The 19,675-nt window shown below is 24.2% G+C and carries 13 protein-coding genes; all 13 read right to left on the bottom strand.

From position 1 onward, the window contains the following. Positions 1-126: 126 nt before the first annotated feature. On the bottom strand, positions 127-1,794 hold the full coding sequence (locus SCANT_RS01990; RefSeq protein ID WP_053946052.1) for a lipoprotein: 1,668 nt from the start codon (positions 1,792-1,794) through the stop codon (positions 127-129). Positions 1,795-2,146: 352 nt separating this feature from the next. Beyond that, positions 2,147-4,468 carry a RelA/SpoT family protein gene (locus SCANT_RS01985; protein ID WP_053946051.1) on the bottom strand — a complete coding sequence of 774 codons (2,322 nt, stop codon included), beginning with the start codon at positions 4,466-4,468 and terminating at the stop codon, positions 2,147-2,149. Positions 4,469-4,598: 130 nt separating this feature from the next. Further along, positions 4,599-5,111 carry an adenine phosphoribosyltransferase gene (locus SCANT_RS01980; protein ID WP_053946050.1) on the bottom strand — a complete coding sequence of 171 codons (513 nt, stop codon included), beginning with the start codon at positions 5,109-5,111 and terminating at the stop codon, positions 4,599-4,601. 13 nt (positions 5,112-5,124) lie between these two features. Then, positions 5,125-8,898 carry a protein translocase SecDF, variant type gene (locus SCANT_RS01975; protein ID WP_053946049.1) on the bottom strand — a complete coding sequence of 1,258 codons (3,774 nt, stop codon included), beginning with the start codon at positions 8,896-8,898 and terminating at the stop codon, positions 5,125-5,127. 8 nt (positions 8,899-8,906) lie between these two features. Beyond that, positions 8,907-9,275 (bottom strand): hypothetical protein, encoded by a 369-nt coding sequence (locus SCANT_RS01970; RefSeq protein ID WP_158500847.1) that lies wholly within the window; start codon positions 9,273-9,275, stop codon positions 8,907-8,909. Beyond that, the gene (locus SCANT_RS01965) at positions 9,259-10,971 is read right to left on the bottom strand and encodes a YitT family ABC transporter (RefSeq protein ID WP_053946047.1); all 1,713 of its coding nucleotides are present in this window, start codon (positions 10,969-10,971) and stop codon (positions 9,259-9,261) included. Before SCANT_RS01965 ends, SCANT_RS01970 begins: the two co-directional genes overlap by 17 nt. A gap of 67 nt (positions 10,972-11,038) precedes the next feature. Beyond that, positions 11,039-11,512, bottom strand: a complete 474-nt coding sequence (locus tag SCANT_RS01960; protein ID WP_053946046.1) for a hypothetical protein — start codon at positions 11,510-11,512, stop codon at positions 11,039-11,041. 94 nt (positions 11,513-11,606) lie between these two features. Beyond that, entirely contained in the window at positions 11,607-13,142 is a 1,536-nt protein-coding gene (fib, locus tag SCANT_RS01955) for a cytoskeletal motor fibril protein Fib (protein ID WP_053946045.1), read from the bottom strand. Positions 13,143-13,281: 139 nt separating this feature from the next. After that, positions 13,282-15,282 (bottom strand): lipoprotein, encoded by a 2,001-nt coding sequence (locus tag SCANT_RS01950; protein WP_053946044.1) that lies wholly within the window; start codon positions 15,280-15,282, stop codon positions 13,282-13,284. A 2-nt stretch (positions 15,283-15,284) separates the two neighbouring features. Further along, positions 15,285-16,589 carry an SGNH/GDSL hydrolase family protein gene (locus SCANT_RS01945; protein ID WP_053946043.1) on the bottom strand — a complete coding sequence of 435 codons (1,305 nt, stop codon included), beginning with the start codon at positions 16,587-16,589 and terminating at the stop codon, positions 15,285-15,287. 17 nt (positions 16,590-16,606) lie between these two features. After that, positions 16,607-17,503, bottom strand: a complete 897-nt coding sequence (locus SCANT_RS01940) for a hypothetical protein (RefSeq protein WP_053946042.1) — start codon at positions 17,501-17,503, stop codon at positions 16,607-16,609. 119 nt (positions 17,504-17,622) lie between these two features. Next, entirely contained in the window at positions 17,623-17,985 is a 363-nt protein-coding gene (locus SCANT_RS01935) for a PPC domain-containing DNA-binding protein (protein ID WP_053946041.1), read from the bottom strand. Between the two features lie 17 nt (positions 17,986-18,002). Further along, entirely contained in the window at positions 18,003-19,670 is a 1,668-nt protein-coding gene (locus tag SCANT_RS01930; protein ID WP_053946040.1) for a vWA domain-containing protein, read from the bottom strand. Positions 19,671-19,675: the final 5 nt, after the last annotated feature.

The following is a 19,675-nucleotide window of genomic DNA, read 5'->3' as shown; positions in this document are numbered from 1 at the left end:
ATTAAGATAAAAGCTTTGTTTAAAGACACTTTAAACTCTCTTTGCAATTTATTTTTTTTATAATTTTTTTGAATATTTTAATTGCAAATACAGACCTTTATTATTTTAAATTAATAAACTAATTTCTTATGCTTCAACAAACAATGTAATATTATTTGTAGTTTTGAATGTTTCCAAACTAATCTTAAAGTAATCAAGTTCAAATATTACATTATAGTAAAATGATGAAATGCTAGAATTATGTGTACCTAAATCCATTTTTTTATTATTAATTTTTATTAATGGTTTATACAGCAAACCACCATCCAGATGTGTTCATATATCAAATTGAAAATTATCTTGCTTAGATTCTTTTAAAAATTTATTTCTATCATTAATTAATTCTTTATGAGTTAAATTTACATATTCACTTATTTCAGCTTTATTTACAATATTTAACTCATTAATTCATTTATTAATAATTTTTGAATCACCTTTATAATTAAAAAAGTACGTGTCAAGATTAGGAATTTTTTTATCCTCAATTCCATATGTTTTTATAAATGATTCTCTAGCTGATTTAATATTTTTTATTATATCTTGATTTATTTCTTCTCTTCGAGATACTTTTTTATCCTTAACCTGTCATAAATTTAAATATATATCAGGTATATCAATATAATTATTTTCTTCAATTTTATAAGTCATACTTTTTACTTTAACCATTCTCATTTTAAATACTGAATTAATTGATTTTTCTAAGCTTGGATCATTTCATAAATTTTTATTAATTTTATTTAAATTTTCCTCAATTTTACTATTCATTTCTTTTTCAAAATTTTCCTGAGTAGAAGAAATAAATTGCTCAATTTTTTTTCCATCCTCAAATAAAAAATCTTTAAAACTTTTTTGAAAGTCTAATTCTGACTGATCATCAAACTTAACTGTACTGCTTCTATAAGAAGCAGTTGTTACTAACTCTTTAATAGCAACATTACTAGACATTTTTAATTCAACACCAAAATCTGATTTGACAAAATTAATAAAATTCAATATATAATTATTACTATTTAAGTAATCTAGTATCTCTTCATCAACATTTTCTAAATATGTTTTATTCTTCAAAATTAGATTTTCCGTATAAATCTTACTTATTTCATTTTTAATAAAATTTTCTGATATACTAGAATACATTTTTTGAATTTCTCCACCTATCTGTTGATTATCAGTTAAAGAAATTAAAGCATCAATATCTGATATTTTATACTCCTCAATTACTCCTTTTTTATTTTTAAAATTAACTGAAACTGAATAACTAAATTTGGTTGTTCCAAATCATATTTTATCCTGAGTGACCGTTGAAATTTTAGTTGCTAAATTTATTTTTTCATTTGAACTTAAAGTCACTCCATTAAAAACGTTTATGTTATCTAATATTGTTGAATATTTCTCTTTTTTTTGCAAAAGTTCAATTTTATATTTCAATAAATTTAACTCAATTATATTATTAAAATCTTTAATAATGCTTTCTCTTATAGAGTCATCAGCATTTTTTTCAGAATTTGATCCCATATAACTTGAAAATTTTTCTTTATTAAAAAAAGACAATGAATTTTCTTGATCTACAAGAAAAAAATTTTTACTTATTTCAGCAATATGTTCTTGAACTATTTGATTTACATCCTCTTTAAAATCTTCTATAACCTTTTCAATAGTAACTTCAGGTTTTTCAAGATCTTGTCCACAAGCTATTACAGTTGCACTAGTTGTTGCAACTAGTCCAACTGCCCCTAATAAATTTAAAAGTTTTCTCATAACTATCTCCTTTGATTATTTCAATAATCATATATTTATCTTAAAAGGAAAATAAAAAAATATAAAGAATTATAAAAAGATTTTTTAAAAGAAAAAAATTTTTATAAAATATAGTTAAAGATCAATAAAACAAAATTTATATTTATAAATAAATATAAATTCATATTTTAAAATTAAATATAGACAATACACCAATTATTATTTAAGGTTAAAAAAAAAAAAAAAAAAAAATCCTTGTATATTTTTTTTAATATATACAAGGAAACTTATATTAAGAAATTTTAATTCTAAAAATTTTTTTAATTATGATATAAAAGTATTTTAATTTTATATTTAGTATCAAAAAATATAATTAAGCCATTGGATTTTCAGAAGAAGTTGCTCTTGTTACTGAAATAACACCAGGAATTTCTGAAAGAGATTTTAAGATAACAATAAGTTGTTCAGCGCTATTTACACTAATAATCATACTTCCTTTTCCTGAATAATCTTCTTCTTGAGAAATTACTTTAACTTCATTTAAATTTACTCTTTGAGCATTAAAGACATTAATAATATCTAATAAGATTCCTGGTCTATCATAAGTTGTCATTCTTATTTTTGCATTATAATGTCTATCTACTGTTTTTGCTTCAATTCATTCTGTTTCTAATAAGTTCTTTACTCTTTTAATATTGGTAATATTTAAACAATCACTTCTGTGAACTTGAATTCCTTTTGTTTTTGACATAAAACTAGTAACTGGTTCAATTGGAACTGGATAACAACATTGTGCAAGAGTACAATTAACTTTTTCAATTCCATTAATTCTTAAGTCATCTCTTCCCTTAGCTGATTTATATTTTCTAGTTTTCATATCATTAATTACTTCAATGTCTTTTAATTCTTGTTTTGAAACATAAACAATTTCAACTGCTTCAGGAATTGAAAAATCACCGTTTCCTACAGATAATAAAAAATCATCAATATTTTTATAATCTAAGACATTTAATTTTTTTTGAATTTCTTCAATTGATTTTACTTGTCATTTTAAATTATGTGCAATAATATAACGATCAACTTCACGTTTAACATTTCTAATAATTTTTTGATTGGTAATTTGTTCTTTAGCTTCTTCTTTTATTTTTTCAGCATTTAAATAATCTTCAATTGCTCTTCGAGCAGTTGAAGTTCTAACAAAACGCAATCATTTTTCATGAGGATTTGTATCTTTTGAGGTTTGAATTTCAACCATTTCTCCTGAATTTAAAGTTGAGTTATATGGAGAAAATACCCCATTAATTTTAGCTCCAATAGTTTTATTTCCAACTTCAGTGTGAATTTTATATGCAAAATCTAAAACAGTTGATCCAAATGGTAAGTTAACAACATTACCATCAGGAGTTAGAATATATATCATTGGTGCTAAGTAATCAGATTTAAAAGCTTCTTCAACAACTTCACCACTTAAGTCAATTTTTTGTGATTCTTCTTCGTAATCTAACTCTGCAGCTTCTGATGCTAATTTTTCTAAATCCATTAATCTTGTAAACATATCAACTTTTAAATCAATTTCTTTTTGCTTTTCAGCAATATCAATATTTTTCTCACCCTCTTTATATTTTCAATGGGCAGCAGCACCATTTTCTGCAATATCATCCATTTCAAAGGTTCTTATTTGTGCTTCAAAAATAACTCCATCCTTACTTGCTAATGTTGAGTGCAATGATTGATACAAGTTATTTTTTGGAGTTGCAATATAATCTTTAAATCTCCCCGATAATGGCGTAAATAATTCATGTAATCATCCAAGAATTCTATAACAATCATCTTGCTTTTCTGTAATAATTCTAACTGCTAAAACATCGTGAATATCACTAAATGATTTACCGAATTGAGTTAATTTTCTATAAATTGAATAAATTGTTTTTGAACGACCAAAAATAATAGCATTAGAAATACCACCAGATTTTAATTTTTTATTAACCTCAGCAATAATTTCGTCAATAATTTCTTTTCTAGTACTTTTATCTTCTTCTAAAAGACTTTTAACTCTCTTAAATTCTTTTGGATTTAAATATTCAAAAGAGTAGTCTTCTAAAAGATTTTTAGCATTTTTCATACCAATTCTGTGAGCAATTGTTGAATAAATTTCTAATGTTTCTTTAGCAATAATTTTTTGCTTTTCTGGTTTCATATGTTGAAGAGTTAGTAAATTATGCATACGGTCAGCAATTTTTACAATAATAACTCTAATATCTCTAATCATTGACAAGAATAATTTTCTTAAATAATTAGCCTTCATCTGCTCACGATTTTCTTTAGTAAAATAACTTACTTTAGTTACAGCTTCAACAATATCTGCAACTTCAACACCATATAATTCTTCAATTTCTGAAAAAGTAACTGGTGTATCTTCAATTACATCGTGTAAAAGACCTGCAATAATAGTTTTAGGCCCCATTCTTCATTGTGCTAAATAATATGCAGTTGAAAGTGGATGAATTATAAAGGGATCTCCACTTTTTCTTTTTTGATTTTTGTGTTTTTCTTCAGCATAAAAGTATGCTCTTTTAACTTCATCAATTAGCTTTTTATTTTTAATATATTTTTTCATTTCTGAAACAAGAACTTCGACATCACGACATTCAATAAAATTAAATTCTTGTTCGCTCATTGAGGCTCTTGACTGCATAAAATTCCCCTTGTCTTTAATATTTTATTAATAACTATATTATATATAAATTAAGTTAATAATACTAAGCTTGACCCCAATTTTTTAAATATAAAAAAAGACAAATATTATCATATTTGTCTTTATTATACTAATAAGTTATTAAGCTCTTTGAATCAAACTCTTTAAATAAGTCTGGTTCATGTAGAAATGATAAATCAGCTAAGAATACTATTCCACCAACTTTTGCCTTTTCTTGATTAACAAGTTCAACAATTGCTTTCATAGTACCACCAGTCGCTAATACATCGTCTACAATAACAACATTATCATTTTCTTTTAAATCTCCAACATGCATTTGAATATGACCTTTACCATATTCAAGAACATATTCAACATCTTTTACTTTTCTTGGTAATTTTCCTGGTTTTCTTACCAATACAAAACGGCAATTAGCAGCATATGCAACTGCAGAAGCAAGTAAAAAACCTCTTGCTTCTGGAGCTACTATAACAGTTGCTTTTTTCTCTTTTACATATTCAACCATTTTATCAATTACATATTTAAATGCATCCTTATCATTTAATAAAGGAGTAATATCTTTAAAAGTAACTCCCTCTATTGGGAAATTATGAACATCTAGAATATATTTATTTATATCCATATTTACTTACCTCTTAATCATTTATTCCTTCTATGATTTGTTCTTCATTTGAAACATATAAACCATTTATGAAACGTTTTCTTGCTAATTGATTTCTTATTCTTATTTGCTCAAACACTACTCATAGCGGTAATGATATAAATAATACAAACACACTTGAAATAACAGTTCCAATAATCATTGAAGTTCCAAATGATCAGATACTTGACATAGACGCAGCTAATACAACTCCAAGAATTGTATATAAAGAAATTAATAATAAACATCTTACTAATCCAAATTTAAATGTTTTTACTAAAACTTCAGATAAATAGTTATTTTGTTTTGCAACTCTATTTATTTTTATTTTATTAGCTTTTTTAACTTTTTTAAATTCTATTTTTTTATTATGTTTAATTTCTTTAAATTCTAATTTTAATTTTTTCTTTTCTTCTTTTGGCAGATTATTAGTTTTAATATTTAATCTCATTTCATTTTTAAGATTAAATAGCTCATCATTCATTTTTTTCTTAACTGATTTTGTATCATAAATAATTTCAATTTCTTGTTTAAAGAAGTTAATTAATGATTTTTCATCTTTTGAAGCAATTAAAGTTCTTGCTTTACCAAAAATTATGAATAAAGAAATAATTGTAAAGAATATTGAACCAACTATTGCAATAATTGCTACATTTCCTAAAGGTATTTGTAATGCAGTAATTGCTGCTACTACTACTAATGGTGCTAAAACTATTGAAACTATCATTGCTATATAATATGTTCATTTAAATCTAATAAGAATATAAATAACTAATGCACCAATAATTGTTAATACAGAAATTGCTATTTCTTTAATTGACCAAAGCATTGTTGCAGGTTTAATAGCTTTTGTTATAAATCCATTACCTGAAGTTGAATTTGAATTTTTATCAACACCTAAGTTATTAAACATTTTTTTAATAATTGCTGATTGTTTTAAATCTTGTGTAAACACTGTAACTGTGATTCAATTTTGATTTATATCTGTAATTGAAGAAGAATCATTAAATATAAATTTATCTCCGTAAGAAACTGAATAACTTTTACTTTTATATGATTTATTATTTGAGAAATTTTGAGCCAAATAATTAATATAGAAACTATCTTCAAATGCAAAGTTTAAAAATTCACTTACTGTTCTTGTTTCATCTAATTTAATTGCTTCACGTTCACCACTGTTATTACTTATAAAGTCCTCATGTTTTTGAATTAAATCTTCTTTAAAATTAAAGATCTTTTCTAACTTATCTGCACTACCATTACTTGTATCTTCAAAACGTTCTTCTTTAATTTGTAAATAAAGTGTTGAAGTATTATCACCTCATAAAGTATAATCAGTTCTTCCTCCAAATGTATTATCAAAGCGTAAACCAAATAATAATCCAAAAGCAAGTGATACTGCTAGTAGAATTACTCCGAATAATGAAACAAATTTAGTTCCATTTTTTATGTTTCTTTCAATTGTTTTAATTTTTAATTTTTCATTTGTTGAAGTAATAATTTGCCCTTCTTCTTCAAGAATATTTTGAGTATTATCATCTCTTACAAAGATTAATTCATTCACTTTAAAATTCAATGCTTGAATTTTTTTTGCATCTTTTTCAGAATTTAATTTAGCTATTTTTTGTGTAATTAAATCAATTTTTTTATTTAATTTAGCTTTAGATAGTTCTTGCTTTTTATTATTTTTTTCAATATCTTTAAGATTAATTTCTTTTAACTTTTCATTTAAAGATTTCAAATTATTCTCAAGTTTTGAAATTAATTCTTTATCAATTGTTTTAGTATTTGAGTTTAATTTAGCAATTTTAGATTCTATTTTTCTAATTTTATAATTAATAAAGAATTTACCTTGAGAAGCAAAATCTGTGTTTAAAGCAAATAAATATGATTTATTTGCAATTAACTGAGAATTAATTACTAATTTAAATAGAATTACACCTACTACTATTGTAAATAAAACTGTAAAGAATGACCCCATTGCTAACATTATTGCCATTGAAATAATTGCATTTGACGAAATTCAGAACATACACATTGCTGGAACTAATAGAGCAACAACAAGATCTAAAGCAATTCCCACAGTTTCTTTAATAGAAATATTAAAACTAGTTTTTAATCCCCTTTGTTTTAAATAATAACTTTCCTTCATATTTTCAAATAATGAAGAGAAAATCTCAATATTTAACCCTACTAAAATAAATGAACAAATAATTGTTTCTGGTCCCACTGCTAAGTTAAATCATGATAGTGACAATAAAGTCAAGCCTATAATTGATAATGTAATTATCATTGAAAATAAACCAAGTAATCTGTAGAAGAATCCCATAAAGATAACTAGACATAAAACAATAATTAATATAAATACTAGTGATGAGATTAACATTATTTTAGTTACTTTTCCATCAATAGTTGCAACAGAGTTAACTGTAAAGACAAAACCTTTACCAGAAGCATTGAATAATGAAGCTCCAATTCTAGCTTTCGCTTCAGAATCAACTTTAGTTATTAATTTCTCTCCATCGATATATCCATTAGAATTTTGTGAGTTTGATTCAGTAACATTTCCATTAAATAAGAAATAATTAGTTGCTAAGTTATTTGCATAAGTTTCATTAAAAAGTATTTGATTTGTTCTTACAAAATTTAAAAGTACAGGATTAATTAAAGAAAATATTTCATTAACTTTATATTTTTCTGTTAATGTATTTGAAGAATTTCATAATTGTACATTTTGTGAATATCTTCCACCAGTTTCAAAATCTTTTGTTACAGCATTTGAATCATAAACATATTTTGATGTTTCTGCCAAATAATTAAATGAGTCAACAACTTCTAAAAAAGAATTTGCATCTCTTAGAGAATCATTTGAACCATTTCTTCTAGCCATTAAAGACCCTCTATAAGTAGTATTAATTCCAGAACTAGTTTTTTCAGTTCATTGACCATAAAATAAGTCATATAAAACTTCTTTAACTTTTGTAGAAGTATTTGTTGCGTCATAAAATGTTCTTAAAGGATCAACTATAACTTTAAAAAATTCTTCAATTCTATCTTTTTTGTTCCCTTTAATTAAATTAAAATAGTTTCTTATATCATTATAAAAACCATCAGCGTCTAAAAGAATGAATAAAGGTAAAGTACCTTCTTCACGAGTTTCACCTGCTCCACCCTCTTCAGCTTTTGGGAATAATGATTTAAAATTATCACCATTTAATGAGTATGAAATTGCAGGGTTTTTTGAATTTGATTCATTAATAAAAGTTGATGTTGCTCCAGTAAAGTAATCATTAATTCCTTTTCTTTCAATTTTGTTGCTTTCTTCAGCTGAAATTTGTAAGTCAGTATACTTATTTTCAGTAGAATCTAATAAAACAATTCCACCATTTTTTTGAATTTGGTTTTTAAAAATTGTTTCATTTTGATAAGCATCAACAGGTGATAAAACTTTTAAGAAGTTTTTACCAGCTTTTTCTATTATTATTTGATTATTTCCCATTGGATTTAAACGTTCATTTAAAGCTTTAGCACCTTCATTTGAATCACCATTTGGTTGACCATTAATTGATTCATCTTCATTTAAATTCCCAACTGAAACAAGAGCTGAGTAATAACCTTTAAAGTCTGAACCCAACTTAATATTTTCTGAGAATTTTAAATTAGAGAAAACAATCCCTAATACCAAAGAACAAATAATTATTAATATAGCAAAACTTTTTACAATTGGTTTCTTAGGTTTTTTGCTTATATTTTTTTCCTTGTTATTCAAGTTAACCACTATCTTTCTAAAATAATTTTTAAATCTGTTTCAATTGAATTATGTTTATCTAAAATTGCACTTATATTTAGATACTCAAATACTTTGTTAATTTTAATGTTCATAATGAAGAACGATAAATCATTCAAATCAACTATTTTATTGTTTTTAAATATTACATCTTTTAAATAACAGTATAAATCTTTTAAAGTAATTCTAGTAAATTCTTTTCTTATTTCTGTTAATTTAAGATCTAACATTTCATAAATAATTTTTTTAAGATTTTCTTCTTTCATTAAATCACCACTATAATCATAATTATAAACAAAAAAACTAATAAATTTAATAAATTTACTAGTTTCTTTAAAAAAATTAATCTTTTTTATCATTATTCTCTTGTTTTTTAGATTTTGACTTTCTTTTTTGACTTTTCTTATGTAATTTTTCATGTTCTTTTTGAGCTCGAACAATAGCAATTTGACGAATTTTTTCTAATTCTAATTCATTCTTTTCAATTTTCGTTCTAATAACATCTCTTTCATCATTCTTTTTAATCTCATAATTAAATAATCCACGTACACTTTTTGTTATAATGGCATTTATTTTAACTTGTGGATCAATCATAAAGATTTCTCTTTCAATTTTATCTCAGTCCATAACAGACATTGCAACCATAATAACACTTCTATGTAGATAATTTCCATTAATTCTATTTATACTATCTCAGTTTAAAATATCATTTTGAAAACCATTTTCTAATAACATTTTATTAATTTTTTTGGGATTATTTGTTGTTATCATATATGTTCTTACTGTATATTTTGGATAGAAAACATTAGTTGATATTCCTGCAAAAATTACTAGTGAAAAAGAAGCAAATAATGATGGTCCAAAAATAAATAAAAATTTAATATGTCAAACTAATCCTTGATTTATATTAACTAAATCATCTCCGTAACCTTGTTTACAAACAAATTGAACTAAAAATTCATATTGATTTTTTGCAAGAGCTGCTGAACCGTCAAATAAGTTTTTTGCAATTTCAGGATTTAGTGTCTTATCCTGGCTAAGAATATTAGAAAATCAAGCTTCAAATACTGGATCTCATTGATAACTATTTTTATCTCCTATTAAAGCTCCATTTTCAATTGCATAATCTCACATTGATTTTAATAAACTATTATCTTGATAATAGTTTCCACTTTGAAGAATATTAATTTTTATATCAGAATTAATAAGTGACATTGGAATAATTACAGTGTTTAAAATAATAACGATTGCTAAGATAATAAAATTAACTTTTCTATTTAATGAACCTACTGGTTTATTTGTTTTATTTGATAAAAAAACAGTTAAAAAGTCTAATCCACCTGTAGATGAACCAATTTTATAAACAATTGAATATGAAAATCCTAATAGAAAGCCACCTAAAGCAGCAAATACAAACAATCATATACCTGTATTTCATGAACCAGGCATTGACCCAATTAATTGATAATTTACAAGTAAATTAAACTCTCTTGGGTTAATAAAAGGAATATTTTGAATAATTTGGTCAAAACCAATTTGCATAATTATAAAAATAAATGTTGTAAATGTAAAACGTTTTCCTAGTTTAATATATCCAAAAATAAAAAGAGGAATATTTATTGCAAAATAATAAATAAAATAAAATGACGATTGTAATTGAACTTGATCTTGATTAGGAAAAGTTAAAGTTGCAAAAAAACGTGCAATTGCTCCTGCACCAGCTGGGAAAAGACCTGCTCTTCCAGTTGGAGTAATAAAGTAGTCAAATGTAATAGTAATTAAAAAAGCTGCTAAAATAATTTTAGCTATATCTCTAATAAATTTAGTTTTAAAATATTGTTGAACAAGCAATTTTTGTTCTCTTTTAGACATAATTTTATTTTCAAGATTACTTAAAAGTTCACCGTCAATATTTCCACCCTTATTTAGTTCCTTTGCTAATTTACTAATAGATTTTTTTTCCTCACTTGATTGAAATTCAACAATATCGTCTTGAAGAATTTCTTGAGTTGCTTCCTGAATATCATCAATTTTATCATTCAAATTATTTTCCATTGTTTCACCCCCCCAAAAAAAATGTTTAAAACTAATTTATTTAAAAAAATAATAAAAAAAATAAAATTTATTTTCTTGTTTTTGCTTTATTTATTATACTTGATAAACCCATTAATTCTCTTTTTTTCTTTTGTCTCTCCAATATTAATTCTCTTAATATATCTGAATCATACGCTGATTTTCCTTGCTTTTTTGCTTTTTCAAGAATAACTTGTTCAGGTTCAATAAAGTTTGAAATTCCAGTTTCCTTTATAAATTTATTATTTTTTTGTCTGGCTTTTTCTATTATTGAATGCAAATCTATTACTTCTGGTGTTGGTACCATAGGTTCTTTTTTAAAAACATTTTTATTTAAATTAGTAACAGCACGAGTAGTATTTAACGTAACAGCCTTATTTTGATTTATTTCAGGTACTTTAAAAGTATTTATTTTATTTTCATTATCATCAAATTTTAGTAAAGATAAATCTAATAAATCTTCTAAGATATGAGTTATACTCTCATTTTCTTCAAAAAATAATTTATTTTTTTTCTTGGCCATTAAAAAACACTCCTTACTAAAAATAGTATATACTAAATTACTATTATATTAAAAAATAAAAAAATCACTATAGAAGTGATTTTTATTTTTATGACTATAAGTTTTTCAAACGAACTGTAACTTTGAATGATCCAACTTTCAATGGGTCGTAATCATTTCTTGTAATATCAACAACTGTATAAGTTTTTTGATCTTTACTTGAGTATCCTTCAAATACAACTGCTTGATTAGCTTTTGATTTAGTTGTAATAATAACTGGAAGTTTTGCAACACCTTCTGCAGGAACTTTACAGTATACTACTATTTTAGCAAAAGGAGATTCAACTTCTGCTAATTGTTCATTTAAATATTTCATAAATTCATTTGCAACTAATTGTGATCCTTGTTTAGGACATTCAACAAACTCATGTGTAACATTATGAGTAATATAGAATGAAATTGGAGCATCTACTGAAACAAGTAAATGTTTTTTAAGAACTGTTGCTCCATCATAAGTATAAGCTGATTTATCTTGTGAACGATCAGCAATTACTTTTGAAACTGCTCTTGCAACTTCTTCAATTGAAATAATTTTATTTGATTTAAGATCATATTTAGCTGATTTATTTCATAATAATTCATCATCATTTACAGAAATATTTGTTAAGAACATCATTTTACGTAATCATTTTTTAGGAGCATTTTTTCATTCATCTTCTCCTAAAATAATTTTACTTGGTCCTTCATCATCTAATTTACTTTTTAAAACTTCAACAATATCAAGAGCCTCAGGTTTTGATGCTTTTTTATCAACTAACATCAATGATGGTCCTAAACCAGAAATAATTGATGTAACATTACTTTTAAATAACGCCACTCATTCATCATGAGATAATTCAAATAATTCATGAATTACTTCTAACTCATCATTTGTATTTTTTGTAAAGTCAATTATGTATTTTGAAGATAATAAGTTAAATAATCTTGCTAATAAATATTTTAAAGTATTAGCTGTTTCATAAATTTTAAATTTATGTAATGGATCATTGTCTCATGGTGATAACGCATTGTTGTACATAATTTTCATTGCAACAAAGTTAACACTTGATTTTTTAGCAATTTGAGCTAATGCTCCAGCTTCTGTATCAATTACATCAATAGTTTGACCATATTTGTCAACCATTTCTTTAAATTGTTTTGAGTTATAAATTAACATATCAGAAGTACCAACAATACCATCTGAAACACCTAATTTAAAGTTTTTAACTTGTGTTACAAATTCTGTATTAAAAGTATAAGCTTCTGGTTCGTGTACGATTTGTCCATATTTAATATCTTTAAATACTGTTAAATCAGCATCTCTATAAATAAATTTAGTTGCCATAACTGTATCTGTTGTATCAAATTTATCATTTGTTGATAAAGCTAAGTCTATGTTTAAAACTGTTTCTAAAGTTGGATATTCTTCCATTAAATAAGTAATTGCCATTGCAGCATTTGCTTTTCCATAACCTATTGTTGCAATTATGAAAAATTTTCCTCTATATTTAAGATGTTGAATAACCATATTTCTTCATCAATATTTTTTTACAGTTTTAATATCTTGACGATCTTTAACTGTAAAGTAAGCTGTTGAAATAATACCTATCATTTCTAGTCTCCTCTTTTATTTTCTCTATACCTCTATTATAAGCACAAAAATATGCAAAAATAAAGATTAAACTAATTATACTAAAAAGTTCTTAAAAACACTACTTTTTTTACTAAAATTATTTAATTCCATAAAATAATTAATTAATTGAAATAATTTGGAATTTATTATTTTTTAACATTTTTAAGTTAATAACATATTTTTTATTTTCGACTATAACTTCATAAGAGTATTTCTTATTTTGATTAACACTTTTAATTTTTTGAGTTAAAATATCAGCTCTTAAATTTTTATTATATTTATTTTGTTCGGCTTGATATTTATCTCATAAACTACTTCCTTCACTAGTTTCAGTATTTGATGCTCATGAAGTTAATTTTTTCATTCCTTGTAAATTTACAAATAAAGTTTCCAAATTAGATTGAAAATCTTTAATGTTAATATCAGTTTTTATTCCATTTTTTAGATCCAATATTTTTCTTAAATCAATTACTATTTGAGAAATATTTGAAAAGTCAATTTTAAAGTCTCCTTTAAAATCTTGATTATTATTAATTTTTGACAAAATATCTTTATATAAAATTTTTTCGCCTAAAAATGATATTTTACTATTTTCTAGTATTCCTTTAATATTAATCTTTTCTTCTATTTTTTTATTAAATAAAACTTCATAAAATTTATTAATAAAAGTTCCACCATAAAGTTCAGTTCATAGTGAATTTTTATAAATTTCATCAATCTCCTTTAAAGATTCAATTTTTGATTTCAATTGCTCATTTTTTATAAAATTTATAATCAAAAAATGATTCATAATATCAATAATACCTTTAAAATTAGAACCAGAAACCAAAGAATTTAATAAATCAATAGTTACACTTGCTAAATTTACTTTATCAATTTTAAGTATTTTTAATAAAGACACGACAATTGAAGGCAATCCCTCTGTTATATAAAAAGTCGGGAATACTGCATTTATCGAAGCTTGAAGTAATGGAGTTATTCCTTTCACTTGAATATTTTCATCTGAAATTGCTCCAACATTTATTGTCAATTTTCCTGCTCTTAATTTTGGTTCTTTATAACTTTGAAATAATAATGCAAATATTAATTTTAGACCTTCTCCATCTTCATAAGTACTATCTAAAAATTCAAAAACATTTAAAATGTTCAATTCATTTTTTTTGGCTTCAATTACACTATTTCTAAATTTTTCAATTTCTTCAAAATAATTATGTCCTGATTGATTTTGATTTTCTTTGTAAATTGAATCTACTCCATTTGTAATATAAACAATTAGAGTTCTTGCAAATCTAATTACTTCTGCAATTGCTGGTAAATCAATTATTAAATCTAAATTAATTGTTTTTTCCTTTTTTAAGATAGATCTTAAATTATTTGTTAGTAAAGATATCGAATTTAAAAAGTACTCACCTTGTGACTGTTCTTTAGTTGGAATTTTTAATTCATTTTTATTTCCAAGAAGAAAATCAATTGAATTTGAAAGACCAATTATTGAAGAATTTAAGGCTTCTTGATTTGTAAAATTAGTGTAAGGTTCATTCGAAAAAGCATTCGAAAAAGATTCACTATTTTCTTTTGACAGAATTTTATTTAAATAACTTACTAAATAATTATCACTTAAACTTACAAGAATTGAAGGTGCAATTTCTATTAATTTAAATATAAATGTAAAAATTTTACCATTTCCTAATAAGTCTAATAAATTAGGAATTGTTACAAGTAACAATTCTAAATTTTTACTATTTTGAGCTTGAATGTTTCCTTCTCAATTTATATTTTCACTAATTGACAAGTTATCAGCAAAAAGATTTTTATCAAAATAATAGTTATATAAATCATCAAATCTTGAATAAGAACTTAAATCATCTTTAGTATAAGTATCATTTCCATAGATAGTTGATATATCCTTTATTCTTTTAGTTCTTAATATATCATTCATTTGATAATTAAAATTATATTTTTTTGTATCAGTTAAATAAACTGACTTTCCAATTTGCTCAACTGCAGTTTTTAATGAGATATCATCTATATTCTTTTCTTTTTTAGTACAAGAAACTACTAAAAAAGCTGGTGAAACTACTAACAAAGAAGTTCCAAAAATAGCTAATAATTTTTTCATAATTATTTAAACTCCCTTAAGACCATTTCTTTTATTATTTCTGATACGTATTCATGAACAAACTTAGTTGGATGAACAACATCAGTGAAAAAATAGGATTTCATTATTTGATCTCTTTCTGTTAAATCATTTCATTGATTTACATTTGATGGTTGAGCTTTAAGCGTTACATTTAATTTAGTTTTTTCAAAAGTACTGCTTTCTTTTAACTCGTCAATATATTTTTTATAATCAATTGCTTTAAGTTCATTAAAAGTGAATGTTGTATTACCATTTATTTCAACAACATTTGTTTCAGCAAAAGGTGAAGTACTGTTGTATTCATTTTCAATTTCCTTATCAATATACTCTCCATATCCTTTTATAATAGTTGGAAAATCATTTTCTCCTTCATAAAGTGAAGTATAAAATAGACTATCAGGATAATAACTTTTTACCTCATTGACTACTTTATTAATCTTAATTTCATATTCTTTTCCAAGATCAACAATATCTTGTTTTTCTTCTCTATTTAAATATCTAGGAACAATATCCATAATTGGAGGTCCCATAAATAAGATATTTTTTATACCATTATTTAAAAGAGTAAACAATGTTGCTCTAATACTCTTAATAGATTCATTCATATATTCAACTAAAGCTTTTTCATTTTCACTATCTTGGTTTTGAATTAATGAGAACATATCATTGCCCCCTATTTCAAAGAAAACTAAATCATTTGAACCAATTTTTTGTTGTTTTACCAAAGCTCTTGCTTGTTCTTCTGTACTAAAATCATTAATAACAAGCCCAGTTGTAAGATCTGGTGTTTTACCAGCTGTTGCTCCTCCAACTGAATAATTTTTACCATATCCTTCTTTTGAATTGACTAATTTTGAGTATTTATTACTTGCTCTCATACCACCAAAATTTAATTTTTCTGATAATAAATAACCCGTAGTTTTTCCATTACTAAAAGCACTATTATAAACACCATTTTCATCTTCAAAACCATATGCTCCACCAAGTGTTAAATTAAAATCAATAAATTGATCTAAATTTGTATTAACAACAAATTTATCTTTAACATATGTTGTTAAACCATTAACATCACTTAGAGAATCACCTACTATAAAATAATTAGTAAAACCAAAATGATTCTTTGGGTCTGAAGTTGTATCAATAGTTTGACTCTTGTCTATATCCAAACCAATTTTCAAAGGACTTGTTTTAGTAGTACTTGGTTGTTTTGGCATACAAGATACTGTTGAAGTAACTGTTGATATTGAAAAACTAACTACTGTTAATAGCGATAATAATTTTTTCATCTTATTTCCTTCCTTTTTTACTTATTTCATTTTTTTCTAAGAATCAAAAATAGACCTATTCCACCAGGAATTATTACAATGTTAAAAAATATAACTACAGCACTAAATCTTAGAAAAACCAAAGTTGATGTAAAATTTGGTCATTTTAAATCATTTACTGTTACATATCTTATATTTTGATCTTTACTCAATGTTTTATCCATAAAAGGATTTGTTAATTTAAGTGCAAACTTAATAGAATCAATTTGAGTATTCAAAAATCAAACCTTATTATTTACAATTTTTGTTCCAACAGAATGTTTAATTTTTATCCCATTCAATCCTGGACCACTATATTTCATTTGATCGTCATAATCTGATTGATCAAGAATTGTTTGTTGTCTTAAAGACATTTCATATGTATTTTTTGAAAATATTTCTTTCAAACCTCCACTTTTAAACATTCATTGAATTCCTGTGTTAACAAAACCAAAAGATTGAAATTCTTCAGCTACACTCTTATCAAATTCAATAAAATTTAAACCAATATCATATAAATCAATTTGTTCCTTATTTTTTACTTTCTCAGCTCAATGCTTTTTATATCACTCTTCTGAATAGTTTGAATATTTTAAGTAGAACTCTTCTTTTTCATGTGAATCTTCAAAATTTATTGTTGATAATGCATCTGCTTTAAAAGATGGTTTAATAACATTTTCCATCATTTCCTCGTAAAGAGGATGATTTGGGTCAAAAACAAATTTATTTTTTGGCATTATTCTTTTAATTTGTTTTTCAACACTATTTATAAAAGTTAATGATTCAATTCCCATTCCAGGAACTGTCATAATAATTGTTAATATCGGAAAGAAAGCTACAAAAGATAAAATTAATATTAGAATTATCTTTTTAGACTTACTTTGAATATTTTTCATATTTCCTCCATCCCACTTTTGAAAAGTGTTATAACTATTCTATATCTTTTTTTAGGGAAACTAAAATAATTTTATAAAAAAAGTTAAAAAGTAAATAAAAATAAAAAATAAAACAAATTTTACTCTGTTTTATATATTTCTAAAATAATATTAAATGAGTTTGCAACAACTCCACTAATTAACCTTCCTTGATGTCTGTCAAACTTATCATCAACTGAACTAACCATTATTGTTGATTCACGATTATCAATCATCCCATTTAAATTTGTAACAGTGATAAGTCCTTCTTTTAATAATTTTGATAAGAAAAATGGATCAATTTGAGAAAGAACACCATACTCTAATCTTTCTAAATAGCCATAACCAGTAATTTTAGCATCTATAAGTTTATATTCTCTTATTATACTTTGAATTTGTTGGTCGAGATCTTCACCATGTTCCAAAAAAATTACTAATAAATTTGATTTTTCTTTTACTAACATAAACACATCACCTTCCCTTAATGATTAATTTGTTGCTTTTTAATTTCTAATTCTTTCAATTTTTCCTTTTGTTTTGCAAATTTTTTTGCTTTTGGATCATCTAAATGTTTTTCTCTAAAACGCTTTTTATCTCTAATTGTATTTAAATTATTAATTTGCTCATCACGATATGCAACTTCTTCATCTTTTAATTCCCTTAAATCCCTTAAAGTTTCATTTAAAGATTTAACAATTTGGTTTGTTGCAAAAGGGTCATTTGGATCATAGTACATAACATTATCAAATATGTCTTGAGTTTCAACATTTGGCATTGTTCCTACTATAAGCGAATGAAATCTATTATAATTTTCTTTTAAATCAGCAATTTTAGCTCTTGTCGAATTAGGAAGTGCTTCCATCATAAAATCAGAAATGAATAATAAATCAGCTCTTTTAAAATCTTCTGAATGCATTTTTTCAATAACTTTTTCAAAAGCTGGTTTAGCATTTGTTCTTCCATAAAAAGATTTTGCTAAAAATTCAAGCATTTTTTGTATATTTACGTTTTTACCATTAATTGTAAATTCTTCAACGTGTTGATTTGCAAAATTGACAAAAACTAAATCTCTATATTCTTTCAAAGCAACTTTTGAAATAGCAATTGATAAAGCTTTTGCAATATATTCTCCAGCACCTTCCATAGAACTTGAAGTATCAATACAAATAATAAATTTTCCTTGTTCTAATGGAATTGGAGCTTCATATTCAACTTCTTCAATTTCATGTTCAATAACTCTTTCATTTGATTCAAATAAAAATGTTTGAAGTTGTGATTCTACAAACTTCTTATAAAAAATAATTTCTAAATCTTCATCAAATAAAGCTGCAAATTCCATTGGAAGCAATCTTTCAAGATCTTTTGAAACAGTTAAACCAACAATTTCTTCTGGATTATAAGGTAATTTAACTTCTGTTGGATATGTTACAACTTGTTCAGTTATATTTATTTCCATTAAATCATCTTCACCATTTAATCGCCCTAACATTTCAGCAATCATTAAAATTGAAGGATCCTTGTATAAAAATTCAGCAAATCTAGCAATTGATTCAATATTTTGATTTCTCAATTCATCTTCAATATTTGCAACTTTTCCAAAAACATCATACATTGTTTTATAGATTTTTGCATATTTTCCATAATTCTTAATTATTGAATAGATTTCAACTAAATAATTATATCTCAAGTCTTCAACAGCTTTCATTCTATAGTCTACAATTCTTTTTGTTAACATAAAAGTTCAAGTTTTAAAAAACTCAGTTAATCAATCTCTGCCTTTTAATTCTATATATCCATTATCAATTTTTCAATTCATTGTATCAATATAGGTCGAAAAAGGAGAATCAAATTCTACCAATTTATTTTGAATTAATTTTAAATTTTGAGCAAAACTTACTTCGTCATAATATTCAGAAATATAATTATAATATATTATTTCTTTTCTTATTGGTTCAGGAAGTTTTATTTGTTTTATTGTAGATAAATTTGAAGCTGAATAAAAATTATTAATTTTATCATCTAATTGTTCAGCTGCATATTCATGATTTTTTTTAAATGTTAAAAATTCACTATTATGAATGTCTTTTTGTCTAAGTTTGTCAATTTCTTTTTTTATTTCACTTACTGGTTTATCTAAGTCAAATTTCATAATAG

Source organism: Spiroplasma cantharicola (assembly GCF_001281045.1).
GTDB lineage: Bacteria > Bacillota_I > Bacilli_A > Mycoplasmatales > Mycoplasmataceae > Spiroplasma_A > Spiroplasma_A cantharicola.
This window is presented reverse-complemented; position numbering and strand designations above follow the sequence as displayed.